This is a genomic window from Serratia sp. 14-2641, assembly GCF_001692375.1.
GTDB lineage: Bacteria > Pseudomonadota > Gammaproteobacteria > Enterobacterales > Enterobacteriaceae > Chania > Chania fonticola_C.
In genome coordinates, this window is record NZ_LXKR01000015.1 from 60050 (window position 1) to 86238 (window position 26189).

Sequence of the window (26189 nt, forward strand, 5' to 3'; positions counted from 1 at the left end):
ATCAATTCCCTTCGAAGGTGGCGTCTGGCGCGGCTGCGGCTTCAGCAAAAGCCTGGCCCATCCGGGTTATGGTGCCGTTGTTCAGGTGCGGAGCGAACTGCACGCTGCCAGGTGTGAACAGGTTGATGACCGTGGAACCGAGTTTGAAACGGCCCATCTCTTCACCTTTAACCAGGTGGATCGCGCCTTCCATGCCTTCGGCTGGATAGGTCCAGCGGCGGATGATGCCTTCGCGGGGTGGCGTGACGGTACCGGCCCAGACGGTTTCGATGCTGCCCACAATAGTCGCACCGACCAGGATCTGCACCATCGGCCCAAAGGCGGTATCGAATACGCAGATCACACGCTCATTGCGCGCAAACAGATTCGGCACGTTGGCGGCTGTCAGCGGGTTAACCGAGAACAGATCGCCCGGTACGTAGATCATTTCGCGCAGTACGCCGTCACAAGGCATATGGACACGGTGATAGTCGCTTGGGGCCAGATAGGTGGTGGCGAACAGGCCGTTACGGAAAGGCTCCGCTAACAGATAGTTGCCAGCCAGCAGGGCTTCCAGCGTGTAATTATGGCCTTTGGCCTGGAAAATCTGATCGTCGCGGATCGCACCGAGCTGGCTGATGGCACCATCTGCCGGCAGTGCCAGCACGTGAGGCTCTGCTACGATCGGGCGTGCGCCATCACGTAATGGACGAACGAAGAATTCATTGAATGTGGCATAGGAGGCTAAATCCGGGTTCTGTGCTTCCTGCATCTGCACGCGGTAATAGCGGGCAAACGCTTTTACCACCAGCTTCGTCAGCCAGCCGGCCTTTTTATCTGCGCCCCAGCCCGCCAGGCGGGTTAACGCCAGCTTTGGCAGCCAATACTGTAATTTTATCTTGATGCTATCCAGCACATTAACCTCTTGAAAGGGGATATAAGGGCGGGGATGGCGATTAGCGCCACCCCCGCACTGTGGATCAGTTATCTGCGTCCGAGAAGTTTTTGCGGGTTTTAACCTGCGCCATGCTTTCCAGGATGCGGTGATAGTTGTCGAAACGCTCTTTGGCTATAGCGCCACTTTCCATCGCGGCGCGAATGGCGCAGCCCGGATCGGGGTCGTGGCGGCAGTCGCGGAATTTACAACCGCCTAAATAGTCGCGGAATTCGACATAGGCCTGGGTGACTTGCTCTGGCTCCAGATGCCACAGACCAAATTCACGCACGCCAGGGGAGTCGATAACATCACCGCCATGTTGGAAGTGATACAACCGTGCCGCCGTGGTGGTATGTTGCCCCAGGCCGGAGACGTCGGAAACCTGATTTACCAGAATTTGCTTTTCCGTCTGCGGCAGCAGAGCGTTCAACAGGCTGGATTTGCCCACGCCGGACTGCCCGGCAAAGATGCTGATACGGTCGACCAGTGCCTGTTCAAAGGCTTCCATCCCTTCGCGGGTCTGGCTGGACACTTCGAGAACGCGATAGCCAATATGGCGATAGATGTCCATCATTCCGTCGACCACCTTACGCGCTTCGGCGTCCAGCAGGTCGATCTTGTTGAGCACGATCAGAGGCTCGACTTGCAGCGTTTCGCAGGCGACCAGGTAGCGATCGATCATATTGAGTGAAAGTTCGGGCAAAATGGCCGACACGATGACGATCTGATCGATATTGGCGGCGATGGGTTTAACGCCGTCGTAGAAATCAGGGCGGTTCAGCACCGAGGTTCGTTCATGCACCGCTTCTACGATGCCTTTGACCCCCGCATGAGTGCCTACACCAGGGCGCCAGACCACGCGATCGCCGGTAACCAGCGAACGTAGGGTGCGGCGAATGTTGCAGCGATGCTGGACGCCGTCTGCGGCTTCCACATCTGCATGCATGCCAAAGCGGCTGATGACGATCCCGTCCTGCGGTTCGCCCAATTGGGAATCATCCAGCTCCGGCTTGTTGTCAGTACGCTTCAGGCGACGCTGATGGTTGGCCTGTACGCGGCGTTCTTGACCTTTGGACAGTTTGTTCTTACTCACTGAGCCTCACTTGAATCGGCATTTATCGCTCGGGGCGAGCAAAAAGGCTATGATACACGCTATTTTATATTAAATAACCGTTCTTGACCGCCACGCACGCTGGCATTAGCCGCGGGTTTGCCCGTGGTTTATTTATCTTTCGGCTTTTACGCAGGAAAAATCATGACAGGAAACGAAAACAACCTGATTTGGATCGATCTGGAGATGACCGGGTTGGACCCTGAACGCGATCGTATTATCGAGATCGCGACGTTGGTGACCGATGCCAATTTGAATATCCTTGCCGAAGGACCGGTGATCGCAGTGCATCAATCAGATGAGCAACTGGCGCGGATGGATGACTGGAATGTGCGCACGCATACCGGCAGTGGGCTGGTGGAGCGCGTTAAAGCCAGCCAGCATGACGATCGTGCAGCCGAGCTGGCCACTATCGCTTTCCTGCAAGCGTGGGTGCCAGCGGGTAAATCACCAATCTGTGGCAACAGCGTTGGCCAGGATCGCCGTTTCCTGTTCCGCTATATGCCGCTGCTGGAGGCCTACTTCCATTACCGTTATCTGGATGTCAGCACCCTCAAAGAGTTGGCGCGCCGCTGGAAACCGGAGATCCTGCCAGGCTTCAAGAAGCAGGGCACCCATCAGGCGTTGGATGATATCCGCGAATCCGTTGCGGAACTGGCGTACTACCGCGAGCATTTTATTCAGCTGTAGTCGGGATCAAGTACATAAAAGGGGGCGGAGGATTAATCCACGCCCCCTTTTCTATTGCGGGGTTCTAGGGTTTGGCTTTAGGGACGAAGGGCGGTTTGGCAAACCAAACCAGCACGATGGCTAGCAGAAACACGCCAGCCAACGCATATGAAATATCATTGAAGGCGATCTGTGCGGCCAGCCATGAGCCTGCCACAATCTCGTCCCGCCTGAGAGCGGATAGCAAGATAGCGTTTATCGACATGATAAACAGTGTCAGCCCCAACCCCTGTAACAGTTGAATCAGCGCGATATGCTGGAAATCAATATCAATGACAAAGTCTGAGTGCAGGTAAGGGGCCGTGGACAGCAGGATGAAAGCCCCGCAAAACAGGTTTTTGCCTATCCCGGCATGAAAATTCACCATTTAGGTGCTTAAAGCAGCAATCAAACAAAATTCGCGTTTTTTTGCTTTCAGGGGCTTGCGGCGAAAAGGATTTCTCGTATAATGCGCACCCCGTACCGATGAAGAATTTCGTTCTATTACACCATCGTTACGCCGGGCGGGAATAGCTCAGTTGGTAGAGCACGACCTTGCCAAGGTCGGGGTCGCGAGTTCGAGTCTCGTTTCCCGCTCCAACTTCAAAAATGCTGCTGATGTAGCATGATGAAGAAAAAGTAGTTAAAGTAACACCCATGCGACGCGGGAATAGCTCAGTTGGTAGAGCACGACCTTGCCAAGGTCGGGGTCGCGAGTTCGAGTCTCGTTTCCCGCTCCAAAAATTTCAAAGGCCATGCTGTTGATTGTTGGCCGGATGCTTCAAGCATATCAATGCGGGAATAGCTCAGTTGGTAGAGCACGACCTTGCCAAGGTCGGGGTCGCGAGTTCGAGTCTCGTTTCCCGCTCCAAATTTATCTCCAGTTAGATTCAATCCTACGCCGCTTCCGGTGTGACTTTCTTTCAGTTATACATACTCCGAAAATATGTTGTGAACAGAGTTATCCACAGATTCTGTACATAATACCTTCTGTGCAAAATTGCAACGCCTCACAAATGAAATTTATATCTTATTGATAATAATCAACATTTATTTCTTATAAAACGTTATCTCGATCACTTGCTCTTTTTGTGACGCTTGAAAGACAACGCATTTTTATTTTTATGCACAAATCCACAGGGAGAGTCTGAGGGTTTTCTAAGCATCCCTCGGTAATCCTTTCTCAACCGCCCGAATTAAACGTTTTTTCTGCATAGTCTGCACCTCAACCGCCAGGGCTTCACGGCGTGCAAGCTGTTGAGCCAGTGCCCAACTGATGTGCTCGTCCAGCATCGGATCCTGACCTTGCCGAGTCTGCAAGCTGATAACGATCTGATCCAGATAAGGGGCGTTGCCGAGTGCTACCGCGATATTGCGTAACCAGCGCAAATGGCCGATACGCCGGATGGCAGAGCCTTCGGTGATACGGAGAAACTTCTCCTCATTCCAGCCAAACAGCTCGATCAACTGCGGGGCATGCAGCGCAGCGCGGGGGCTGAAATCGTCTTCATCCGTCAACTGCGAGAAGCGGTTCCACGGGCAAATGAGCTGGCAATCGTCGCAGCCGTAGATTCTATTGCCCATCAGAGGGCGGAATTCTTCTGGAATAGCGCCTTCCAGCTCGATGGTCAGGTAGGAGATGCAGCGCCGGGCATCGACGGTGTAAGGCGCAACTATCGCACCGGTGGGGCAAGTGGTGATGCAGGCGACACAGCGGCCACACTGCTCTTCCTGCGGCTTATCCACCGGCAGGGGCAGATCGATTAACAACTCGCCCAGGAAAAACCAGGAGCCAGCGTCGCGGTTGAGGATCAGTGAGTGTTTACCAACCCAGCCGATGCCGGCTTTTGAGGCCAAGGCTCGCTCCATGATGGGGGCCGAATCCACAAAGGGCCGGAAATTCAGTTCACCGCAATAAGCCTGGATTTGATCGCCGAGTTTTTTTAGCCGTTGGCGTAGCAGCTTGTGATAATCACGCCCCAGCGCATAACGGCTAACGTAGCCCAACTGCGGGTTTTTTAACGTACTGGCGAACGCGGCTTTCGCGGGTAGATAGTTCATGCGCACGCTAATCACCCGCAGTGTGCCGGGCAATAATTCATGTGGCCGCGCGCGCATCATGCCGTGACGTGCCATCCACTCCATCTCGCCGTGGTATTGCTTATCCAGCCATGCCTGCAATCGGGGTTCTTCCGCGCTGAGATCGGTATCGCAGATCCCTACTTGCTGGAATCCTAGCGATTGCCCCCATTGCTTGATATGTTGGGCGAGTTGATCGAGATCGAGGGGGTGTGTCATGACGGGCCATAGTGAGAAACAATACTGTTCCAGTTTACCACACTCTGTTTGGTCTGCAGACTGGATCCGCCAGGCTGAACCTGCTGCTGCCGCAACGCTGGGCCTCTCCTTGTATTCGTTAATGGAGCGTGCCGGTGCGGCGGCTTATGAGCTGGCGTGCGACCGGTATCCGGCCAGCAGGCATTGGCTGGTGCTATGTGGGCATGGCAATAACGGTGGCGATGGTTATGTGGTTGCTTGTCTGGCCCGTGCGGCGGGCATCAAGGTGACGCTCATTGCCTGCGAAGGCGTTCGTCCATTGCCGCCAGAGGCCGCTACCGCCCAGCAAGCCTGGTTGGAAAGCGGCGGAGAAGTCCTGCCCGCGACCAGCCGTTGGCCAGAGGATGTCGATCTCATCATTGATGGATTGTTAGGCACCGGGTTGGGGGCGGTCCCCAGAGCGCCCTATGATGCCCTGATCGAAGCGGCCAACCGAGCCGATGCGCCAGTGGTTGCTCTGGATATTCCTTCTGGCCTGCTGGCTGAAAGCGGATCCGTACCGGGAGTCTCGATCCGTGCGGCCCATACGCTGACTTTTATTGCACTCAAACCAGGGTTGCTGACCGGGCAGGCTCGTGATTGGGTGGGGCAACTGCATTACAGTACGCTAGGATTGGTGGATTGGCTGGCAATACAGTCCCCGCAGATCGAGCGTATTACGGCTGGTGATTTGGGCAGATGGCTGAAGCCTCGCCGCCCTTGTTCTCATAAAGGGGAGCATGGTCGTTTACTGTTGGTGGGGGGCGATCACGGCTTTGGCGGGGCAATCCGCATGGCCGCGGAAGCGGCGCTGCGGACCGGCGCTGGGCTAGTGCGAGTGCTTACTCACAGTGAAAACATTGGGCCGCTGCTGACCGCTCGGCCTGAGTTGATGGTGCAGCGCCTGAGTGATGATATCCTGCAACAGGCGCTGGACTGGGCCGATGTGGTCGTGATTGGCCCGGGGCTTGGCCAGGGCGATTGGGGCCGCAATGCGTTGCAACAGCTGCAAGCCAGTGATAAACCAACATTATGGGACGCAGATGCGCTTAACTTACTGGCATTACACCCCGAGAAGCGTCAGAATCGTATTATTACCCCGCATCCTGGTGAAGCCGCGCGATTATTGAGCTGCCGCACCGCTGATATTGAGAGTGATCGCTTACTTGCAACCCGCAGGTTGGTCGCGCAATTCGGCGGCGTTGTGGTGCTGAAAGGCGCAGGCACCTTGATCGCCGATGAGCATGGACAGATGGCGATCGCCGACGTTGGCAATGCTGGCATGGCATCCGGTGGCATGGGAGATGTGCTGTCGGGTATCATTGGCGGTTTGTTGGCACAAAAACTGCCGCTGTATGATGCTGCCTGCGCGGGTTGCGTAGTGCACGGCGCAGCGGCGGATCATGTTGCTGCAAAACAAGGAACAAGGGGATTACTGGCCACCGATCTGCTGGCGGTGATCCCTCATTACGTTAACCCTGAGTTGGCAAAATAGACATTATCGAATGAAAGAACTCGTTTTACCGCTGCCGGATGAGGCAGCCACAGTCGCACTGGGGGCCGTCTTGGCCCTGGCGTGCGATCGTGCCAGCGTGATTTATCTTTATGGGGATTTGGGTGCCGGTAAAACCACCTTCAGCCGCGGCTTTTTGCAGGCGTTAGGCCACCAGGGCAATGTGAAAAGCCCAACCTATACGCTGGTGGAACCTTATGCGTTGCAACCACTGGCGGTCTATCACTTTGATCTTTATCGCTTGGCCGATCCGGAAGAACTCGAATTTATGGGTATCCGCGACTATTTTGCCCAGGACTCGATTTGCCTGGTGGAGTGGCCGCAGCAGGGTACCGGCGTGCTGCCCGATCCCGATCTGGAGCTGCATCTCAGTTACCAAGACGAAGGGCGTCAGGCGAAGCTCCAGGCGGTTTCCGCCTATGGCGAACAATTATTAGAAAGTATCCAGAGGCAACAAGGATGACGCAGCAATGATGTATGGGTTAAGAAGATTTGCTGTAATTGCCTTGCTTGCGTTGCTGGGGCCGTTTGGTGCCTGGGCGGCATCGTCCCTCTCGGACGTCAAAGTGACCAATGCTCAGCGTGAAGCCACGGTATCGGTGAGCTTTACCGGTCCTCCGGAGTATACCTTCGCTACGTTACATGGCCCGGATCGGGTGGTGCTGGACGTTACCCAAACGGGCAAGGTGGGCGGCCTGCCGTTGAACTTCAGCGGCCAAAACCTGGTAAAAAGAATTCGCTCCAGTCAGCCGAAAAATGCGCAAACCGTACGCTTGGTGTTTGATTTAACCCAACGAGCCAAAACCCGTGTGGCGACGCGTCAAGAGGGTAACAGTTACATTGTCGTCTTCACCATCACCTCAGAAGCCAAGACGACGACCAACACCGTCCGTAAGGCGCCGGTTCCTGTGCCTGTGCCGGTGGTGAGTGAGCCAGTACGTAAAGCGCCGGTCACGTCGAGTAGCGCCAATCCATTTACTCCGAAGTCGGCTGCGGTATCAGGCACGGCAACCAGCATTACCCCTCGTAGCAGCCGGGTGTCCGCCGGTTCTGGCGATCGGGTAGTGGTGGCGATCGACGCCGGCCATGGTGGACAAGATCCTGGCGCTATCGGGCCAAACGGCCTGAAGGAGAAAAACGTCACCATTGCTATCGCGCATCGTCTGCGTGCGCTGTTGGATGCCGATCCGATGTTCAAAGCGGTGATGACGCGTAACGGGGATTACTTTATTTCGGTGATGGGCCGTTCTGACGTGGCGCGCAAGCAGGGGGCCAACGTGTTGGTGTCTATCCACGCGGATGCCGCACCGAATCGCAGCGCCAAAGGGGCTTCGGTTTGGGTATTGTCCAATCGCCGGGCTAACAGCGAGATGGCCGGTTGGTTGGAACAGCACGAGAAACAGTCCGAGCTGCTGGGCGGCGCGGGCGATCTGTTGGCCAACAGCCAGGCCGACCCTTATCTGAGTCAGGCGGTGCTGGATCTGCAGTTTGGTCATTCGCAGCGCGTCGGTTATGACGTGGCCGTTAAGGTCTTGCAACAGTTACAGGTCGTAGGTTCATTGCACAAACGCCGTCCGGAACACGCCAGCCTGGGAGTGCTGCGTTCACCGGATATTCCATCGCTGCTGGTGGAAACCGGGTTTATCAGTAATAGCACGGAGGAGCGACTGCTGGGCAGTAGCGCATATCAGGATAAAATTGCACGGGCGATCCACAACGGCCTACGCAGTTATTTCCTGGCGCATCCGCTACAAGCCGACCCAAAGGTGGAAAACCGCCCGCTGGACGTCGCAGCGGCGGTTAACTCCACGACAGAGGATCTCAGACAGCCTGAGCCGATGACCAGCCCGGCTAGAAGCAGCGCCAGTGTAGGAAAAACGCAGATCCATGTGGTGAAGCGGGCGGAAACGCTTTCCGGCATTGCCGGTAGCTATGGCACCAGCATGGCGGCGCTACGTGAGCTGAACAAGCTGAAAAAAGACGGCGTCTGGGTTGGCCAGCGTCTGAAGGTCCCCGCTGGGAAAACGGCGGCAGCACCGGTTCAGGCCAAGGCCAAGGCAAAAAGCGCTAAACCGAGCAAACATAAGGTGACTCGCGGTGATACGCTGTCATCCATCGCTGCGCGATATGGCGTCAGCGTCAGCGAGCTTAAACGGGTTAACAAATTAAAGTCGGATGTTGCGCCGCTGGATCGGACGCTGATCATTCCGTAGGCTTGATGCCAACAACAGAGGGAGCCCCATGCCTATCCAGGTGTTACCGCCACAGCTAGCCAACCAGATTGCCGCCGGAGAAGTGGTCGAACGGCCTGCGTCGGTAGTCAAAGAGCTGGTAGAGAATAGCCTGGATGCTGGGGCAACGCGGATTGATATTGATATCGAACGCGGCGGGGCCAAACTGATCTGCATCCGTGATAACGGCTGTGGCATTGCCAAAGCCGACCTGGCCTTGGCCCTGGCGCGACATGCCACCAGTAAGATCAGTACGCTTGACGATCTGGAGGCCATAGTCAGCCTGGGCTTTCGCGGCGAAGCGTTGGCCAGTATCAGCTCGGTCTCCCGTCTGATGTTGACCTCACGCACGGCGGAACAGAGCGAAGCCTGGCAAGCCTACGCGGAAGGGCGCGATCAGGCGGTCACCGTCAAACCGGCAGCTCATCCGGTGGGCAGCACGCTCGAAGTGCTCGATCTATTTTACAACACCCCCGCACGGCGCAAGTTCATGCGCACCGAAAAAACCGAATTTGGCCATATCGACGAAGTGGTGCGGCGCATTGCGCTGGCGCGTTTCGATGTGGCGATCAACCTCAGCCATAACGGCAAGCTGATGCGTCAGTATCGCGCGGCAAAAGAAGAAAGCCAGCATGAGCGGCGTCTGGCCAGCATTTGTGGCCCTGCCTTCTTGCAGCATGCGTTGGCGATTTCCTGGCAGCATGGCGATCTCAGCATCCGCGGCTGGGTGGCGGATCCGCAAGGAGCGCGTCAGCTTGGCGAAATGCAGTATTGCTACGTCAACAGCCGGATGATGCGCGATCGGCTGATTAATCATGCCATTCGTCAGGCGTATCAGGATCAGTTGAAAGACGATCAACTGCCTGCCTATGTGCTGTATCTGGAAGTGGATCCGCATCAGGTAGATGTCAACGTTCACCCGGCCAAGCATGAGGTGCGTTTTCATCAGGCTCGGCTGGTACATGATTTTATCTATCAGGCGGTTACCACGGTGTTGCAGCAGGCGGGTAATGCCGCGCTGCCATTGGCTGAAGAGTCCGCTGCGCAGGAGGCTCCCGTCTGGCAGCCGGAGAACCGCGTTGCCGCAGGTGGCAACCATTTCTCCCAGCCTGCGCCGCAGCGTGAACGTCAACCTGCTGAACCCTCCGCTGCCCGTGAACGTGCCCCGCAGCCAGCCTATCAGGCCGGTGCGGGTTACCAAAAGCGTGAAGGCGAGCTGTATGGCAAGCTGTTGCAGGCTACGCCGCCAGCAGATACGGTAAAACAGCCGCTGTTCCCGCCGGTTAACGCCGTGCAGGAAACACCGCTCGCCGGTAGTCAGCACAGTTTTGGCCGCGTTCTGATGATTTGCCCGCCGAGCTATGCGCTGGTTGAACAGCGTCAGCAGTTGGCGTTACTGAACCTGACCATGGCCGAACGTTGGCTGCGTCAGGCGCAGCTTTGCCCGCCTGAAGAGGGATTACGGCCACAGCCGCTGCTGATCCCGATTAAGCTGACGTTGAATAAAAATGAAGCGGCCGCCTGCGTGCAACATCAGGCGCTGCTGGTCAAAATGGGGTTGGAGCTGCAATCCGATCACGGCCGTGTGACTTTGCGCGCAGTACCTTTACCATTACGCCAACAAAATTTACAAAAGTTGATACCCGAGCTGTTAGGCTATCTGGCCGAACATCAGGAGATGTCGCCAACGGTGCTATCCATCTGGATCGCCAGCCAATTAGGCAGCGAACATGAAGTGTGGAACAGCTCGCAAGCGATACAATTGTTGACAGAAGTTGAACGACTTTGCCCGCAACTGGTCAAATCCCCTCCTGCCGCTCTTTTACAACCCGTTGATTTGCAGGCTGCATTGGCAGCACTTAAGCATGACTGAAATTGAAATGACCCCTCGTCCCCCAGCCATTTTTATCATGGGGCCAACGGCCTCAGGCAAAACCGCCTTGGCGATGGCGCTGCGTGAGCGCTTGCCCGTCGAACTGATCAGTGTCGATTCCGCCCTGATTTATCGCGGTATGGATATCGGCACGGCTAAACCCTCGGCGGAAGAGTTGGCCCAGGCACCACACCGTTTGATTGATATCCGCGATCCCGCGCAAGCTTACTCGGCGGCCGATTTTCGTGCCGATGCGTTGCGGGAAATGGCTGATATTACTGCCGCCGGGCGTATTCCGCTGTTGGTGGGGGGCACAATGCTTTACTTTAAGGCGTTACTGGAAGGTTTATCGCCGTTACCCTCTGCCGATCCCGCCGTGCGCGAGCAGATTGAGCAGCAGGCGGCGGAGCAGGGTTGGGAGGCTTTACACCGCCAATTGCAGGCGATAGACCCGGTTGCAGCCTTACGTATTCATCCGAATGATCCACAGAGACTCTCCAGAGCACTGGAAGTTTTTTTGATTTCGGGTAAAACTTTAACTGAACTGACTAAAATTTCGGGTGAATCGTTGCCGTATCATGTTCACCAATTTGCGATAGCGCCAGTCAGCCGGGAGTTGTTGCATCAACGTATCGAGCTGCGGTTCAATCAGATGTTGGCGGCGGGTTTTGAGGCGGAAGCGCGTGCACTTTTTGCACGGGGTGATTTGCATACGGATTTGCCTTCCATTCGCTGTGTCGGTTATCGCCAGATGTGGTCATATTTTTCTGGCGAGATTAGTTACGATGAGATGGTTTTTCGAGGTATTTGCGCAACACGTCAGTTGGCCAAACGCCAGATGACCTGGTTACGGGGTTGGGAGTCGGTTCGGTGGTTGGACAGTGAAAAGCCGGGAGAGGCTTTAGACTCGGTAACACAGGTTGTTAGTGCATAGGTTGAGTGATTGTGTACAATTGATGAGTATTCAGCGCGCAAATTTTTTAGGTCGTTTATTTTGAGCCGACAGGTTCTTGGTTAAAAACAACAAACAAATAAGGAAAAGATAGAATGGCTAAGGGGCAATCTTTGCAAGATCCGTTCCTGAACGCATTGCGTCGTGAACGTGTTCCGGTTTCTATTTATTTGGTGAATGGTATTAAGCTGCAAGGCCAGATTGAGTCTTTTGACCAGTTTGTCATCCTGTTGAAGAACACGGTGAGCCAGATGGTTTATAAGCACGCTATCTCTACCGTTGTTCCATCGCGCCCGGTATCGCACCACAGCAACACCCCGAGCAGCGGCGGCACCAGCAATTATCACCATGGTAACAACCCGTCTGCGCCGCAACAGCCGCAGCAGGAAAGCGATGACGCTGAATAAAGCGCGTTGCGAGTCAACCATGACGGGGAGCATAAGCAGCGCAGTGCTGTTTATGTCCCCCAAACTCGCGGTTTTGTTCCGTTTGAGAGGTTGCACGCTTGTTTGACCGTTATGAAGCCGGTGAGCAGGCCGTCCTGGTTCATATCTATTTCTCGCAAGACAAAGATACAGAAGATCTCAGTGAGTTCGAATCACTGGTGTCCTCTGCGGGCGTTGAGGCTTTGCAAGTGGTTACTGGTAGCCGCAAAGCACCTCACCCAAAATACTTTGTCGGTGAAGGAAAGGCCGAAGAAATTGCAGATGCGGTGAAAGCCAGCGGCGCGTCTGTTGTCCTGTTTGATCACGCCCTTTCCGCAGCGCAGGAGAGAAATCTCGAACGTCTGTGTGAATGCCGGGTGATCGATCGCACCGGGTTGATTCTCGACATCTTTGCCCAGCGTGCCCGTACCCATGAAGGTAAGCTGCAGGTAGAGTTGGCGCAATTGCGCCATATTGCCACTCGTCTGGTTCGTGGTTGGACTCACCTTGAACGTCAGAAAGGGGGGATTGGCCTGCGCGGGCCGGGGGAGACTCAGTTAGAGACTGACCGTCGTCTGCTACGCGATCGCATCAGCCTGATCCTGCGCCGCCTTGAGCGGGTAGAGAAGCAGCGCGATCAAGGGAGACGAGCGCGTACCCGTGCCGATGTGCCAACCGTATCGCTGGTGGGTTACACCAACGCAGGCAAATCAACCCTGTTTAACCGAATTACGTCTGCCGGAGTGTATGTGGCGGACCAGCTATTTGCCACCCTGGATCCTACCCTGCGGCGTATTGACGTGGCGGACGTAGGCGATACCGTGTTGGCGGATACCGTAGGCTTTATCCGGCACTTGCCGCACGATCTTGTTGCCGCGTTCAAAGCGACACTGCAAGAGACGCGCCAGGCCTCTCTGTTGTTACATGTGATCGACGCTGCGGATACCCGGGTGGATGAAAACATTGAAGCGGTGAACTCCGTGTTGGCAGAGATTGAGTCGGATGAAATACCTACACTGTTAGTGATGAACAAAATAGATATGCTGGATGATTTTGTCCCGCGTATCGATCGCAACGAGGAAAATTTACCGATCCGAGTGTGGCTGTCCGCCGCCAGCGGTGAAGGTATCCCGTTGCTATTTCAGGCGTTGACGGAGCGCTTATCGGGGGAAATCGCGCATTATGAGCTGCGCTTACCGCCACAGGCAGGCCGTCTTCGTAGCCGTTTCTACCAGCTTCAGGCGATCGAAAAAGAGTGGAATGAAGAGGACGGCAGTATCGGCGTGGTGGTGCGTATGCCGATCGTGGAGTGGCGCCGCCTCTGCAAGCAGGAACAGGAACTGATTAACTTTATCGTATGATCATATCCTGTTACATTTGTGTGCCCGCTCAATAGAAGAGTGGGCTAAGCATTAGCCTGAAGTACCCAATCACAGAATAATGGAGCTAAAACATGGCGTGGAATCAGCCCGGTAATAACGGACAGGACCGCGACCCGTGGGGGAGCAGCAATAATAATGGCGGCAACTCTGGCGGTAACAATAAAGGCGGTCGCGATCAAGGGCCACCGGATTTAGACGACATCTTCCGCAAGCTGAGCAAGAAATTGAGCAGCCTGACCGGCGGTGGCAAAGGCTCCAACGGCAATAACAGCGGTGGAACGGGTTCAATCGGGCCTGGCTTCAGTGGCAAGATTGTCGGCATCGCTGCGGTTGCGGTGGTGGTGATCTGGGCCGCCAGCGGTTTCTATACCATCAAAGAAGCCGAACGTGGTGTGGTCACTCGCTTTGGTAAATTCAGCCATCTGGTGCAGCCAGGTCTGAACTGGAAACCGACGTTTATCGATCAGGTTCGCCCGGTTAACGTGGAGTCGGTCCGTGACCTGTCCGCGTCCGGTGTGATGCTGACCTCCGATGAGAACGTGGTGCGCGTCGAGATGAACGTGCAGTATCGCGTTTCCGATCCGGCAGCCTATCTGTTCAGCGTAACCGATGCCAACGACAGCCTGAGACAGGCGACAGACAGCGCATTGCGTGGTGTTATCGGTAAATACACCATGGACAAGATCCTGACCGAAGGCCGTACTATCGTCCGTAGCGACACTCAGCGTGTACTGGAAGATACCATCCGTCCATACAAAATGGGGATCACTCTGCTGGACGTCAACTTCCAGGCTGCACGTCCGCCGGAAGAGGTGAAAGCCGCGTTTGATGACGCGATCGCCGCACGTGAGAACGAGCAGCAATCCATTCGTGAAGCAGAAGCTTACGCCAACGAAGTTCAGCCGCGTGCCAACGGTGCTGCACAGCGCCTGCTGGAAAATGCGCGCGCCTACCAGGCCCAGACCGTTCTGGAAGCCCAGGGTGAGGTTGCTCGTTTCGCCAAGCTGTTGCCGGAGTACAAAGCCGCACCGGAAATTACCCGTGAGCGTCTGTACCTCGAAACCATGGAAAAAGTGTTGAGCCACACCCGTAAGGTGTTGGTGGCAGACAACAAAGGCAATAACAGTCTGATGGTGCTGCCACTGGATCAAATGCTGCGCGGTGCCGGTAAGCCGGTTACCGAAGGCAGCAAAGATGCCGGACAGAACCTTCTCGCCCCTGCGCCAGCCTCGACTCCTTCATCGGATGCGAGCACCAACAGTTCCAGCAGTGGTTCCATCATGGACCAACGCCGGGCGAATGCGCAGCGTAGCGACAACACACGCGTAGGGAGAGAATAATCAATGCGTAAGTCTTTCATAGTTATCCTCGCGGTGGTGTTGGTAGCCCTTTACGCCTCAATGTTTGTGGTTCAGGAAGGCGAGCGCGGCATCGTGCTGCGTTTCAGTAAAGTACTGCGCGACAGCGAAAACAAACCGCTGGTTTATGCACCGGGTCTGCACTTCAAGATCCCGTTTATTGAAACCGTGAAAATGCTGGATGCCCGTATCCAGACCATGGACAACCAGGCCGATCGCTTCGTGACCAGCGAGAAGAAAGACCTGATCGTCGACTCCTACCTGAAATGGCGTATCAGTGATTTCAGCCGCTACTACCTGGCCACCGGTGGTGGTGACGTTTCTCAGGCGGAACTGCTGCTGAAACGCAAGTTCAACGACCGTCTGCGTTCCGAGATTGGCCGTTTGGACGTGCGTGACATCGTGACCGACTCCCGTGGCCGTCTGATGGCAGACGTGCGTGATGCGCTGAACACCGGTACCGTGGGTGACGGCGAAGAAGCCGCCGCTACCGAAGCCGATGACGCTATTGCTTCTGCGGCAGCCCGTGTTGAGCGTGAAACCAATGGCAAACAGCCAGCGGTTAACCCGAACAGCATGGCAGCACTGGGTATTGAAGTGGTGGACGTCCGTATCAAGCAGATCAACCTGCCTGCGGAAGTGTCCGATGCGATCTTCCAGCGTATGCGTGCAGAGCGTGAGGCGGTAGCCCGTCGTCACCGTTCACAAGGTAAGGAAGAGGCTGAGAAGCTTAAAGCCACCGCCGACTACGAAGTGACCCGTACCATCGCGGAAGCCGAGCGTCAGGCGCGTATCACCCGCGGTGCGGGCGATGCGGAAGCAGCTAAACTGTTTGCCGATGCCTTCAGTCAGGATCCGGATTTCTACGCTTTCATCCGTAGCCTGCGTGCTTATGAAACCAGCTTCGGCCCTGGCAACCAGGACGTGTTGGTGCTGAGCCCGGACAGCGATTTCTTCCGCTACATGAAGTCGCCGGTTGCTACGCGCAACAGATAACGTCAGCATGATGGCGATCCCCGATAGCTTTCAGGCCATGGTTTGAAAGAATAGGGGTAGAACCAAGGCCCGTTTAAACGCGGGCCTTTCTTTTTTTGGGGGAAGGATGAATTCGACAATCTGGCTGGCGCTTGGGTTGGTTTTGGTGCTGGAAGGGCTGGGGCCGATGCTGTTCCCACAGGCTTGGCGTAAAATGGTTCAGACAATGTCGCAACTACCCGATGCTACGCTGCGGCGTTTTGGTGGGGGATTAGTGGTTGCAGGCTGTGTGATCTACTACATGTTGCGTACACACACGGGGGTTTAAAGTTTAGCCGAAAAAGTACGCAATCGTATGCTAAAAGTGCTGAAACTGAAGAATTAGGGTGGTAGAATCCATTTTTAAGCAACCTGGTGATTTTAAAATGGGTAAGAACGTCGTCGTACTGGGCACCCAATGGGGTGACGAAGGTAAGGGTAAGGTCGTAGACCTGCTGACTGAACGGGCTCAATATGTTGTGCGCTACCAAGGTGGCCATAACGCTGGCCACACTCTGGTTATCAACGGTGAAAAAACCGTTCTTCATTTAATTCCTTCAGGTATCCTGCGTGAAAACGTGACCAGCGTCATCGGCAACGGTGTGGTTCTGGCGCCAGACGCGTTGATGAAGGAAATGGGTGAACTCGAAGCGCGCGGCATCCCGGTACGCGAACGTCTGTTACTGTCTGAAGCCTGCCCGCTGATCCTGCCTTATCACGTCGCCCTGGATAATGCGCGTGAGAAAGCGCGTGGCGCCAAAGCCATCGGCACCACCGGCCGCGGTATCGGCCCGGCTTACGAAGACAAAGTTGCCCGTCGCGGTCTGCGCGTTGGTGACCTGTTCGATAAAGCTACCTTCGCTACCAAGCTGAAAGACATCATCGATTACCACAACTTCCAACTGGTTAACTACTACAAAGTAGAAGCCGTCGATTACCAGACCACCCTTGACTATGTGTTGTCGATTGCCGATATCCTGATCGGGATGGTAGTTGACGTCTCCGAACTGCTGGACGGCGCGCGCAAGCGTGGCGATCTGATCATGTTCGAAGGTGCACAGGGTACGTTGCTGGATATCGATCACGGTACCTATCCGTACGTGACTTCTTCCAACACCACCGCTGGTGGCGTAGCAACCGGTTCTGGCATTGGCCCGCGTTACGTGGACTACGTGCTGGGCATCGTGAAAGCCTATTCTACCCGTGTAGGTGCAGGCCCGTTCCCAACCGAACTGTTCGACGAAACCGGCGAATACCTGTGCAAACAGGGTAATGAGTTTGGTGCTACCACTGGCCGTCGCCGTCGTACCGGCTGGCTGGATGCGGTTGCCGTTCGCCGTGCCGTGCAGATCAACTCCCTGTCTGGCTTCTGCCTGACCAAGCTGGACGTGTTGGACGGCCTGAAAGAAGTGAAGATCTGTGTGGGTTATCGCATGCCGGACGGCCGCGAAATGACTACCACGCCGCTGGCTGCAGAAGGTTGGGAAGGTATTGAGCCAATCTACGAAACCATGCCGGGCTGGAGCGAAACGACGTTTGGTGTGAAAGACTACAGCAAACTGCCACAGGCAGCGCTGAACTACATCAAACGCATCGAAGAGCTGACTGATGTACCGGTAGACATTATCTCTACTGGCCCAGACCGTAGCGAAACCATGATCCTGCGCGATCCGTTCGACGCATAATCTGTTTACCTACTGTCACCAAACAAACCGGGCCAAGTCCCGGTTTGTTTGCCTCATGTATCCTCCCCGATGGCGTTTTCACCTCACAAAATCCTTTCGTTGCTCCGGTTGAGAGTCGGCTATGTACTAAATAATTAGCTGCGAACTCTCCGGCTGGTTTATCATCCAATAAGATAGTAAAGAAAATCGCCGAAAATCGGCAGATACCCAGAGGTAAACGTGCAGTTAACAAGTTTTACTGACTATGGCCTACGGGCATTGATCTATATGGCATCATTGCCTGCGGACAAAATGACCAGCATCTCTGAGGTTACGGAGGTGTACGGGGTTTCCCGTAACCATATGGTAAAAATTATCAATCAGCTGAGCCGTGAAGGCTTTGTAACCGCCGTGCGGGGTAAAAACGGCGGTATACGCTTGGGTAAACCGGCTGAGAGCATCCGTATTGGCGACGTGGTGCGGGCGCTGGAGCCGCTTTCGTTGGTTAACTGCAGCAGCGATTTTTGTCATATCACCCCAGCCTGCCGTTTGAAGCAAGTGCTCCAGCAGGCGGTAAAGAATTTCCTTGAGGAGCTGGATAGTCACACATTGGCCGACATGGTCGAAGACAATTCACCGCTCTACAAGCTTTTGCTTGTCGAATAAAGCGTTACTGAGAAGACAAGGCTCAGCGACACCCTGCTGATGACAACGGAGGAACCTCAATGTCACAAGATCCATTCCTGGAACGAGAAGCAGAAAAATATGAATCCCCAATTCCTAGCCGCGAATTTATTCTGGCCCATTTGGCGAAACGTGAAACGCCGGCCAGCCGCGAAGAGTTGGGCAATGAACTGAATTTATCCGGCGAAGAAGCGCTGGAAGCCCTGCGCCGTCGCCTGCGTGCGATGGAGCGTGATGGCCAGTTGGTCTTTACCCGCCGCCAGTGCTATGCCTTGCCGGAGCGTCTGGACCTGCTGCGTGGCACGGTGATCGGCCACCGCGATGGCTTCGGCTTCTTGCGGGTTGAAGGGCGTAAAGACGACCTTTATCTCTCCGCCGAGCAGATGAAAATGGCCATCCACGGCGATGTGGTGCTGGCTCAACCGCTGGGCGAAGATCGCAAAGGCCGCCGTGAAGCGCGTATCGTGCGCGTGCTGGTGCCCAAAACCAGCCAGATTGTTGGCCGCTACTTCACCGATGCCGGTACCGGCTTCGTGGTGCCGGATGACGGCCGCCTGAGCTTCGATATTCTGATCCCTGCCGATTCGGTCAGCGGGGCGCGGATGGGCTTTATGGTGGTGGTCGAGCTGACCCAGCGCCCAACGCGCCGCACCAAAGCCGTGGGCAAGATCGTCGAGATCCTGGGCGATAAAATGGGCACCAGCATGGCGGTGGATATCGCATTGCGTACCCATGAGATCCCGCATACCTGGCCACCTCAGGTGGAGAAGCAGGTTGCCGACCTCAGTGAGCAGGTGCCGGAAGCCGCCAAGAAAGGGCGTGTGGATCTGCGTCACCTGCCGCTGGTCACCATTGATGGCGAAGACGCCCGCGATTTCGATGATGCCGTGTACTGCGAGAAAAAACGCGGTGGCGGCTGGCGCCTGTGGGTCGCGATTGCCGATGTCAGCTACTATGTGCGCCCGCGCACGGCGCTGGATGACGAAGCCCGTAGCCGCGGCACCTCGGTCTACTTCCCGTCGGAAGTGGTGCCAATGCTACCGGAAGTGCTTTCCAACGGCCTGTGCTCGCTCAACCCGCAGGTTGACCGCCTGTGTATGGTGAGTGAGATGACCATCTCCGCATCGGGCCGTCTGTCTTCGTTTAAATTCTACGAAGCGGTAATGAGCTCCCATGCGCGCTTAACCTACACCAAGGTCTGGCATATCTTGCAGGGCGATCAGGAGCTGCGCGAGCAGTATCATCCGTTGGTCAAACACCTGCAGGAGCTGCATGCGCTGTATAAAGTGCTGGATCAGGCTCGTGCCGAACGCGGTGGTATCGCCTTCGAAACCGAAGAAGCCAAGTTTATCTTCAACGCCGAACGCCGTATTGAACGCGTAGAGCCAACGGTACGTAATGACGCGCACAAACTGATCGAAGAGTGCATGATCATGGCGAACGTTGCGGCGGCACGCTTTGTTGAGAAGCATAACGAACCTGCGCTGTTCCGTGTGCACGATCGCCCAAGCGACGATCACATTTCCGCATTACGCAGCGTGTTGAGCGAACTGGGCCTGACCCTGGGTGGCGGCCTGAAGCCGCAGCCGAAAGATTACGCCACTTTGATGGATGAAGTATCGGAACGTCCGGACCGTGAAATGCTGCAAACCATGCTGCTGCGTTCGATGAAACAGGCGATCTACGATCCGGAAAACCGTGGCCACTTCGGCCTGGCGTTGGCCTCTTATGGCCACTTTACTTCGCCGATCCGTCGCTACCCGGACCTGTCGCTGCACCGCGCCATCAAGTACGTGTTGGCGAAGGAGCAAGGTGAACAGAAAGAGCGCTGGACGCCAACCGGAGGCTGGCACAGCGATCTGGAAGAGATGCTGCAACTGGGTATGCACTGCTCGATGACCGAGCGCCGTGCCGATGAAGCTACGCGTAACGTAGCGGACTGGCTGAAGTGCGACTTTATGCAGGATCACGTCGGTGAAGTGTTTAGCGGCGTTATTGCCAGCGTCACCGGCTTTGGTTTCTTCGTCCGCCTGAGCGATCTGTTTATCGATGGTCTGGTACACGTGTCCACGCTGGATAACGATTACTATCGCTACGATAATATCGGCCAGCGTCTGATCGGCGAATCTTCCGGCATGGTCTATCGCCTGGGAGATACGGTGGAGATCCGCGTTGAGGCCGTGCATATGGACGAACGCAAGATCGACTTCGCCCTGGTTTCCAGCACCCGCAAACCGCGTGGTGAAGGCAAAACCGAGCGCGAACGTGCCAAGAATGGTGGCCAGCGTACGCTGCGCGACGGTGCTGGAGCGGGCCGCAGTCAGGCTCAACGTAAACGCCGTGGCGGCAAGACGCCTGCCAACTTTGAGCCAGACAGCGCCTTCCGTAAAAAAGATGTGGCCAAGGCCAAACCTGCAGACAAGGTGAAGCCAGACCCTAAGGCGAAAGCGAAAACCGATCCGAAGGCAAAAGCCAAAAAAGCGTCTGATAAAACCAAAAAGATAGCGGCCGCGACCAAAGCCAAGCGTGCCAGCAAGAAGAAAGGTGCCGAGCAGGGTTAACCTGCCGCACGTTATTATCCCCGGCCGGGTCATCCCGGCCGCACAGTTAAAAGAGCATCATGAGCGAAATTATCTACGGTATTCACGCTGTCAAAGCCCTGCTAGACAACGATCCACAACGTTTCCTGGAAGTGTTTATTCTCAAGGGGCGTGACGATCGCCGCTTACAGCCTTTGATTGCCGAGCTGGAAGCGACCGGTATTGTGATCCAGGTGGCTAACCGCCAATGGCTGGATGAGAAGGTCGAAGGGGCCGTCCACCAGGGCATTATTGCGCGGGTGCGTGAAGGGCGGAAATATCAGGAGAACGATTTGCCTGGGCTGCTGGAAAGCGTTGAAACGCCATTCCTGCTGGTGTTGGACGGCGTTACCGATCCCCATAACCTGGGGGCTTGCCTGCGTAGTGCCGATGCTGCCGGTGTCCATGCGGTGATCGTCCCACGCGATCGCTCTGCCCAACTGAATGCGACGGCGAAGAAAGTGGCCTGCGGTGCGGCCGAGAATGTCCCACTGATCACCGTCACCAACCTGGCTCGTACCCTGCGTTTGCTGCAAGAGATGAACATCTGGATCGTGGGCACGGCGGGTGAAGCCGACCACACGCTGTATCAAAGCAAAATGACCGGCCCGATGGCGCTGGTAATGGGTGCGGAAGGTGAAGGTATGCGTCGTTTGACCCGTGAACATTGCGACGAACTGATCAGCATTCCGATGGCCGGTACGGTTTCGTCGCTGAACGTCTCGGTAGCGACCGGTGTCTGTCTATTTGAAGCGGTGCGTCAGCGCAGCTGATGATTTAATAGGGGTGAAATCTGTCATCCCTACCTCTAATCTCCTATCTTGTGATCCCGCCAGCGGCAGAAATACAGCTAATGACCATAATTACCCCTGAAGCGTTAATCAGGGAGCAATCTCATGGTCTGGACTACGCATACCGTCTTTAACCAACCCAAGCCCTTGGGCAACAGCAACCTCTTCCTGTCCGATACGTCGTTGCGTGAAGCGTTGCAGCGCGAGTTGGCGGGTTGGGATAGCGATGTTCTAGCCTCGCTTGGGCAGCAGTTAGGCACGCAGGAGTCACTGGAGTTGGGGAGGCTGGCCAATACCAACCCACCGGAGTTGCTGCGCTATGACGCTACCGGGCAACGCCTGGACGACGTGCGCTTTCATCCAGCCTGGCACATCCTGATGCAGGGGCTGGTCGCTAACCGGGTGCATAACCTGCCGTGGCAGGAAGATGCCCGTATTGGCTCCTTGGTGGCCCGCGCCGCCCGCTTTGTGTTGCACGCTCAGGTGGAGGCCGGCACGCTCTGCCCAATCACCATGACCTTTGGCGCTATCCCACTGCTACAGCGTTCCCTGCCAAAGGAGTATCAATCCTGGCTAACCCCGTTACTTTCCGATCGTTATGACCCTCATCTGTTGCCCGGTGCACAAAAGCGCGGGCTGTTGATCGGCATGGGAATGACGGAAAAGCAGGGCGGTTCGGACGTGCTGAGCAATACCACCACCGCTGTACCGCTCGCCAGTCGTGGCAATGGGGAGGCCTATCGCCTGGTGGGCCATAAATGGTTCTTTTCGGTGCCACAGAGTGATGCCCATCTGGTGCTTGCGCAAACGGAAGGCGGGCTGTCCTGCTTCTTTCTGCCAAGGATCTTACCTGATGGCACGCGCAATGCCATCCGCCTGGAGCGGCTTAAAGACAAGCTGGGCAACCGTTCCAATGCCAGTAGCGAAGCCGAGTTTCAGGACGCAACGGCCTGGTTATTGGGCGATGAAGGGGATGGCGTCAGGCAAATCCTCAAGATGGGGGGGATGACCCGTTTCGATTGCGCTTTGGGTAGCCATGGGCTGATGCGCCGCGGCCTTTCGGTGGCGCTGTACCATGCCCTGCAACGGCAAGCGTTTGGTAAATGCCTTATTGAACAGCCATTGATGCGGCAGGTATTGGCCCGCATGGCGTTACGGCTTGAAGGGTATACCGCTTTACTGCTCCGTTTGGCGCGAGCCTGGGAAAGCCGGGGGGATGAAGGCGAAGTGGTCTACAGCCGCTTACTGACCCCGGCGGCAAAATACAGTATCTGTCATCAAGGCGCGGCATTTATCGGGGAAGCCATGGAAGTGCTGGGAGGGATCGGCTATTGCGAAGACAGCGAGTTGCCGCGTCTGTATCGAGAAGCACCGGTAAACAGCATTTGGGAAGGGTCGGGCAACATCATGTGCCTGGACGTCATGCGTAGTCTGCATAAGTTGCCTGGTGCGCTAGAGTTGCTGCAGCAGGAACTGTTGCCGGTGCGCGGGCAGAACCGGTTGTTCGATCGCGCCTGGCGGCAATGGCAACAGCGTATGCGCCAACCGCGTGAAGAAATGGGGAGTTTGTTAACCCAGCAGTTATTCGATCTGTGCTGTGCCGCCCAACTGCTGCAGCATGCCAGCCCGCCAATTGGGGAAGCCTGGTGCCACTTAACGCTGGATTATCGTGGAGATAGAGTGCTGCCCGCGGAGGTGTGCGATACGCTGCTCCAGCGGGCTATGGGGGGATAAACAGGAACTCGGGGCTGGAAATGCCATCAGATAATATGCTGATGGCATTGGATGTATAATTTCCTGTCTGATTTCAGCTCGAATGATTAATTATAGAAATATCTCGCATGATATTAATTTCGTGTGAGCGCCTAAGATGTGTTCTGCTGTTATTTTAAGGGTAATTCTCGTTAATTCGCGGGATATACCCTTTTTTGGGTTCTGCTTAACTAATTGGCTGAGTGGGTAACGGGTTGTATGTTACATTTTTAATGTAATGGAGATTAAGCACGGCTCGTGAGTGCCAATCTGTGCTAATTATTTATTTGGGAAAGTCTTTTTTATTGCGGCTTGTTCGCGGCAATCTACTGACTTTCCTATTGTGTAAAAGGAATTAACAGCATGACATATAGTAATCACTCGTCCACAACCGATTTATCGACACGTAAGGAAAAGAGCAATTCATCTCTACGGATGAATCTTTCGCCACTCTACTTTGCCGGGCTGCTAGCTTTGGGCTGCGTTTCCGTGGCTAATGCGGCAATCGTTGCCGACGCTGGGCAGGCCTCTAGCCCTGGGGTTAATGCCGGGGCGAATGGTTCGACCGTGGTGAATATTAACGCTGCGGGTAAAGGGGGTGTTTCGCATAATATCTTCAACCAGTTCAACGTTGATAAAAACGGTGTGGTGCTGAATAACAGCATCGATGGTGCGAATAGCCAACTGGCGGGGAGTCTTGCGGGTAATGTCAATTTAAGCGGTGGGGCGGCCTCGGTGATCCTTAATGAGGTCAACTCTAATCGGGCCAGCGTGTTAAATGGCATGGTGGAAGTTGCAGGTCAGCAGGCTCAGGTAATTATTGCCAACCCGGCCGGTATTACCTGTAGCGGCTGCGGATTTATTAATGCCGGCAGAGCAACGCTGACCACCGGTACTGCCCAGATTGCCGATGGTGCCATACAGGGATATAAAACGGAAAGGGGCAGCATTGTTATTAATGGCAATGGCCTGAACAGCGGCGACAGTAATTATACCGATTTGATTGCCCGCTCGGTGGCGATTAATGCCGGTGTCTGGGCCAAGGATTTGAAAGTGACCACTGGCCGTAATAACGTCAATGCGGATAATACCCAGGCGACTGCGCTGGCCTCGGCGTTGGGCAGACCCGGTGTCGGGATTGACGTTGCTGCTTTGGGGGGGATGTATGCCGGCAAGATCACCTTGGTGGGGACAGAAAGCGGAGTAGGCGTTCGTAATGCCGGTACCATCGCGGCTTCCACTTCAGATCTGGTGATGGACGTTAATGGTGTGCTGGATAACCGTTCAGGGACCCTATCCGCCGCCCACGCCAACAAACTGAACACCGCAGGTACTATTAATAATACCAGGGGGAAAATCACCGGTGGTAACGGTGGTATCACTATCAATACCCATAAAAACCGCCTTACTAATACCAACGGCAACATAGCCGCCATCGGCTCTGTGAGCATCAATAGTGGGCAATTGAACAATACCAACGGTATGGTGCAATCCAGTTCACAGATCACTATCGATACCAATGGGCAGTTGCTGACCAATACTGGCCGCAATAACGATACCGGCATTTACAGCACCTTGGGTATGGCCCTGAAAACGGGTCAGTTGAACAATAACAATGGCCTGATCACCACCAGTGGTAACTCCACTATCATCAGCGGTGCGCTGGATAACCGTAATGGGCAGATTTTTGCCTTTGGTTCTTCGTTGTCCGATCTGTCGATGACCGTTGGCGGCACGCTTGATAACCGTGGCGGCGAAATAGCGGCTCAACATCACGTAAATCTGTCTACCAGCAGTACGTTGAACAATAGCGCTAACGGCAAAATGAGTGCGGGTGATGATTTTAAGCTGACAACAAACAACGCTGCGCTCAATAACACCAACGGCTTGATTGAGTCGGCTGGGGCGTTGGATATCAACAGTGGGCTACTGACCAATAGAACCGGTAGTCTGCAAGCGACCAAGATGCTGAACGTAAACACCAACGGCAGTAACCTGCTCAACGAGGGGGGGCAGATCTCTGCAATGGGGGATATCCAGCTCGCCAATATCAACGCCATGGACAACCGGGATGGCAGTGTTAGCGGTGAGGGTAAGCTGTTACTGCGAGCAAACAGCCTGGATAACCGCACGGGTGGGTTAACCCTGGACAAGGGCAATGACGTTCGCATCCAAAATGCCCTTAATAACAACTATGGCGTGATCCGTAGTGCGCTGGGTAGCACGGAGGTGTACGCCAGCACGGTCAACAACAATGCGGGCTTGTTGGGGGGGCAGGAAGTTCATGTGCATACCGACACATTGCGCAATGACGAGGGGCTGATTTATGCCGATAAGACGGCAGAAATAAAGGCGGTAACTCTCTATAACCGTAATGGTGAGAATTTTGGTCGAGTGATGGGGGTGCATATCGATATGCCGGAAGACACCCAAGGAGGCATTATCAGTATGGGCGATCTGAGTATGGCCGGTAACCGGGTGTACAACAGTCGGGGGTTGATTGCTGCCAGCGGCGGCAACTTGAACATGCAGTATGCTGGCAACGTGGATAACAACCGCGGCACCCTTTCAAGTGTGGCTTATCTGTCGCTGCTGGCTAACCGCCTGGATAACGGCAATGGCACAATTTCTTCAACAGGTAGCAGTAGCGTAGAAGTGACTTCAGCCTTTACCAACAGCGGTTTAGTCCATGGTAGTGAAGGGCTGGGTATTCGCGTCAACGGGGCGTTGACCAACAGCGGTCAATTATGGTCCGACAAGGTCACCACGATCAACAGCCAGAATTTTACTAACCGGCGTGGTGCGGTGATTGGCGGCCTGGAAGGTGTGAAACTGAACCTGACGGGGAGATACACCAATAACGGTGATGTAAGTGGGCCGGTAATCAAAGAGTAATTGCGCAAACTCCCTCACGGGTGCT

Annotated in this window: 21 protein-coding genes and 3 tRNA genes; 20 read left to right on the forward strand and 4 right to left on the reverse strand. The window is 55.3% G+C overall.

The window, feature by feature from the left end; all coding sequences use genetic code 11:
• Window position 1: 1 nt before the first annotated feature.
• Window positions 2-895, reverse strand: a complete 894-nt coding sequence (gene asd / locus A6U95_RS07730) for an archaetidylserine decarboxylase (protein ID WP_065684072.1) — start codon at window positions 893-895, stop codon at window positions 2-4.
• Window positions 896-959: 64 nt separating this feature from the next.
• Window positions 960-2009, reverse strand: a complete 1050-nt coding sequence (rsgA, locus tag A6U95_RS07735; RefSeq protein WP_065684073.1) for a small ribosomal subunit biogenesis GTPase RsgA — start codon at window positions 2007-2009, stop codon at window positions 960-962.
• Between the two features lie 162 nt (window positions 2010-2171).
• Between rsgA and orn the strand changes: the two genes are divergently transcribed.
• Window positions 2172-2717 (forward strand): oligoribonuclease, encoded by a 546-nt coding sequence (gene orn, locus A6U95_RS07740; protein ID WP_065684074.1) that lies wholly within the window; start codon window positions 2172-2174, stop codon window positions 2715-2717.
• Between the two features lie 64 nt (window positions 2718-2781).
• On the opposite strand, the gene A6U95_RS07745 is transcribed toward orn, so the two are convergent.
• On the reverse strand, window positions 2782-3123 hold the full coding sequence (locus tag A6U95_RS07745; protein WP_065684075.1) for a hypothetical protein: 342 nt from the start codon (window positions 3121-3123) through the stop codon (window positions 2782-2784).
• Between the two features lie 136 nt (window positions 3124-3259).
• Here A6U95_RS07745 and A6U95_RS07750 point away from each other — a divergent pair.
• From A6U95_RS07750 to A6U95_RS07760, 3 genes are all read left to right on the forward strand, one after another.
• A tRNA-Gly gene (locus A6U95_RS07750) sits at window positions 3260-3335 on the forward strand.
• 64 nt (window positions 3336-3399) lie between these two features.
• Window positions 3400-3475 (forward strand) — tRNA-Gly (locus tag A6U95_RS07755).
• A gap of 55 nt (window positions 3476-3530) precedes the next feature.
• Window positions 3531-3606, forward strand: a tRNA-Gly gene (locus A6U95_RS07760).
• 287 nt (window positions 3607-3893) lie between these two features.
• Here A6U95_RS07760 and queG read toward each other — a convergent pair.
• Window positions 3894-5033, reverse strand: a complete 1140-nt coding sequence (gene queG, locus A6U95_RS07765; protein ID WP_059199518.1) for a tRNA epoxyqueuosine(34) reductase QueG — start codon at window positions 5031-5033, stop codon at window positions 3894-3896.
• Between queG and nnr the strand changes: the two genes are divergently transcribed.
• The 16 genes from nnr to A6U95_RS07845 all read left to right on the forward strand — a co-directional run bounded on the left by nnr (window position 5032) and on the right by A6U95_RS07845 (window position 26164).
• The gene (gene nnr, locus A6U95_RS07770; protein ID WP_065684076.1) at window positions 5032-6546 is read left to right on the forward strand and encodes a bifunctional ADP-dependent NAD(P)H-hydrate dehydratase/NAD(P)H-hydrate epimerase; all 1515 of its coding nucleotides are present in this window, start codon (window positions 5032-5034) and stop codon (window positions 6544-6546) included. The genes queG and nnr overlap by 2 nt on opposite strands.
• Before the next feature lie 10 nt (window positions 6547-6556).
• Entirely contained in the window at window positions 6557-7027 is a 471-nt protein-coding gene (gene tsaE, locus A6U95_RS07775; protein ID WP_065684077.1) for a tRNA (adenosine(37)-N6)-threonylcarbamoyltransferase complex ATPase subunit type 1 TsaE, read from the forward strand.
• 7 nt (window positions 7028-7034) lie between these two features.
• Window positions 7035-8777, forward strand: coding sequence for an N-acetylmuramoyl-L-alanine amidase AmiB (amiB, locus tag A6U95_RS07780; protein WP_065684078.1), 1743 nt, complete (start codon window positions 7035-7037; stop codon window positions 8775-8777).
• A 28-nt stretch (window positions 8778-8805) separates the two neighbouring features.
• Window positions 8806-10668, forward strand: coding sequence for a DNA mismatch repair endonuclease MutL (gene mutL / locus A6U95_RS07785; protein WP_065684079.1), 1863 nt, complete (start codon window positions 8806-8808; stop codon window positions 10666-10668).
• Window positions 10661-11602 (forward strand): tRNA (adenosine(37)-N6)-dimethylallyltransferase MiaA, encoded by a 942-nt coding sequence (miaA, locus tag A6U95_RS07790; protein ID WP_065684080.1) that lies wholly within the window; start codon window positions 10661-10663, stop codon window positions 11600-11602. The genes mutL and miaA overlap by 8 nt, the downstream gene beginning before the upstream one ends.
• Window positions 11603-11715: 113 nt before the next feature.
• Window positions 11716-12027: an RNA chaperone Hfq gene (hfq, locus tag A6U95_RS07795; RefSeq protein ID WP_021179001.1), complete on the forward strand. Its 312-nt coding sequence runs from the start codon at window positions 11716-11718 to the stop codon at window positions 12025-12027.
• Between the two features lie 98 nt (window positions 12028-12125).
• On the forward strand, window positions 12126-13406 hold the full coding sequence (gene hflX, locus A6U95_RS07800; protein WP_024483336.1) for a ribosome rescue GTPase HflX: 1281 nt from the start codon (window positions 12126-12128) through the stop codon (window positions 13404-13406).
• 92 nt (window positions 13407-13498) lie between these two features.
• The gene (gene hflK / locus A6U95_RS07805) at window positions 13499-14767 is read left to right on the forward strand and encodes an FtsH protease activity modulator HflK (protein ID WP_065684081.1); all 1269 of its coding nucleotides are present in this window, start codon (window positions 13499-13501) and stop codon (window positions 14765-14767) included.
• A gap of 3 nt (window positions 14768-14770) precedes the next feature.
• Window positions 14771-15781, forward strand: coding sequence for a protease modulator HflC (hflC, locus tag A6U95_RS07810; protein ID WP_021807553.1), 1011 nt, complete (start codon window positions 14771-14773; stop codon window positions 15779-15781).
• Window positions 15782-15887: 106 nt separating this feature from the next.
• Window positions 15888-16088, forward strand: a complete 201-nt coding sequence (locus A6U95_RS07815; RefSeq protein WP_065684082.1) for a DUF2065 domain-containing protein — start codon at window positions 15888-15890, stop codon at window positions 16086-16088.
• A 97-nt stretch (window positions 16089-16185) separates the two neighbouring features.
• A complete protein-coding gene (locus tag A6U95_RS07820; protein ID WP_065684083.1) occupies window positions 16186-17484 on the forward strand; it encodes an adenylosuccinate synthase in 1299 nt (432 codons plus the stop codon).
• Between the two features lie 219 nt (window positions 17485-17703).
• Window positions 17704-18129: a nitric oxide-sensing transcriptional repressor NsrR gene (gene nsrR / locus A6U95_RS07825; protein WP_024483339.1), complete on the forward strand. Its 426-nt coding sequence runs from the start codon at window positions 17704-17706 to the stop codon at window positions 18127-18129.
• Between the two features lie 59 nt (window positions 18130-18188).
• Window positions 18189-20708: a ribonuclease R gene (gene rnr / locus A6U95_RS07830; protein ID WP_065684084.1), complete on the forward strand. Its 2520-nt coding sequence runs from the start codon at window positions 18189-18191 to the stop codon at window positions 20706-20708.
• Window positions 20709-20767: 59 nt separating this feature from the next.
• Window positions 20768-21499, forward strand: a complete 732-nt coding sequence (gene rlmB / locus A6U95_RS07835; protein ID WP_021179009.1) for a 23S rRNA (guanosine(2251)-2'-O)-methyltransferase RlmB — start codon at window positions 20768-20770, stop codon at window positions 21497-21499.
• 123 nt (window positions 21500-21622) lie between these two features.
• Window positions 21623-23251 carry an isovaleryl-CoA dehydrogenase gene (locus tag A6U95_RS07840; protein ID WP_065684085.1) on the forward strand — a complete coding sequence of 543 codons (1629 nt, stop codon included), beginning with the start codon at window positions 21623-21625 and terminating at the stop codon, window positions 23249-23251.
• A 381-nt stretch (window positions 23252-23632) separates the two neighbouring features.
• Window positions 23633-26164 (forward strand): filamentous hemagglutinin N-terminal domain-containing protein, encoded by a 2532-nt coding sequence (locus A6U95_RS07845; RefSeq protein WP_083196333.1) that lies wholly within the window; start codon window positions 23633-23635, stop codon window positions 26162-26164.
• The last annotated feature ends 25 nt before the right edge of the window (window positions 26165-26189 follow it).

Bases quoted from the DNA above. Each gene is read 5' to 3' on its own strand.
- orn (WP_065684074.1), top strand. From the start codon at position 2,172: ATGACAGGAAACGAAAACAACCTGATTTGGATCGATCTGGAGATGACC.
- A6U95_RS07745 (WP_065684075.1), bottom strand. From the start codon at position 3,123: ATGGTGAATTTTCATGCCGGGATAGGCAAAAACCTGTTTTGCGGGGCT.
- nnr (WP_065684076.1), top strand. From the start codon at position 5,032: ATGACGGGCCATAGTGAGAAACAATACTGTTCCAGTTTACCACACTCT.
- queG (WP_059199518.1), bottom strand. From the start codon at position 5,033: ATGACACACCCCCTCGATCTCGATCAACTCGCCCAACATATCAAGCAA.
- tsaE (WP_065684077.1), top strand. From the start codon at position 6,557: ATGAAAGAACTCGTTTTACCGCTGCCGGATGAGGCAGCCACAGTCGCA.
- amiB (WP_065684078.1), top strand. From the start codon at position 7,035: ATGATGTATGGGTTAAGAAGATTTGCTGTAATTGCCTTGCTTGCGTTG.
- mutL (WP_065684079.1), top strand. From the start codon at position 8,806: ATGCCTATCCAGGTGTTACCGCCACAGCTAGCCAACCAGATTGCCGCC.
- miaA (WP_065684080.1), top strand. From the start codon at position 10,661: ATGACTGAAATTGAAATGACCCCTCGTCCCCCAGCCATTTTTATCATG.
- hfq (WP_021179001.1), top strand. From the start codon at position 11,716: ATGGCTAAGGGGCAATCTTTGCAAGATCCGTTCCTGAACGCATTGCGT.
- hflK (WP_065684081.1), top strand. From the start codon at position 13,499: ATGGCGTGGAATCAGCCCGGTAATAACGGACAGGACCGCGACCCGTGG.
- hflC (WP_021807553.1), top strand. From the start codon at position 14,771: ATGCGTAAGTCTTTCATAGTTATCCTCGCGGTGGTGTTGGTAGCCCTT.
- A6U95_RS07815 (WP_065684082.1), top strand. From the start codon at position 15,888: ATGAATTCGACAATCTGGCTGGCGCTTGGGTTGGTTTTGGTGCTGGAA.
- A6U95_RS07820 (WP_065684083.1), top strand. From the start codon at position 16,186: ATGGGTAAGAACGTCGTCGTACTGGGCACCCAATGGGGTGACGAAGGT.
- rnr (WP_065684084.1), top strand. From the start codon at position 18,189: ATGTCACAAGATCCATTCCTGGAACGAGAAGCAGAAAAATATGAATCC.
- rlmB (WP_021179009.1), top strand. From the start codon at position 20,768: ATGAGCGAAATTATCTACGGTATTCACGCTGTCAAAGCCCTGCTAGAC.
- A6U95_RS07840 (WP_065684085.1), top strand. From the start codon at position 21,623: ATGGTCTGGACTACGCATACCGTCTTTAACCAACCCAAGCCCTTGGGC.
- A6U95_RS07845 (WP_083196333.1), top strand. From the start codon at position 23,633: ATGACATATAGTAATCACTCGTCCACAACCGATTTATCGACACGTAAG.